General features: G+C 77.4%; 1 protein-coding gene. It reads left to right on the forward strand.

The window, feature by feature from the left end:
- Positions 1-337: hypothetical protein (locus tag UK12_RS42275; RefSeq protein ID WP_045307121.1), on the forward strand; the 337-nt coding region annotated here is incomplete at both ends.

Raw genomic sequence — 337 nt, forward strand, 5'->3', positions numbered from 1 at the left:
GTGTCCGCCGAGCAGCTGAGCGCGGCCGCCCCGGGCGCCGGCGACCTGTTCGAACTGGACTGGGTGCCGGTCCCTACGGCCGCCGGGACGGACCTCCGGCCGGACACCGTGACCTTACCTCCGGCCCCCGCCACGGATCCTCCGGCCGCCGCCCGGGAGATCGTGCACCGGGCGCTCGGGACGCTCCAACAGCGCGTCGCCGCGGCCTCCGAGGGCGCGCGCCTGGTGGTCGTCCCCAGGGGCGCGGTTGCGCTCGACGGCGTGCGCGACCTCGCCCAGGCCGGAACACGGGGCCTGGTCAGGGTGGCCGCCGACGAGCACCCAGACTGCCTGGTGG

It is taken from the genome of Saccharothrix sp. ST-888 (assembly GCF_000955975.1).
Taxonomy (GTDB): Bacteria; Actinomycetota; Actinomycetes; order Streptomycetales; family Streptomycetaceae; genus Kitasatospora.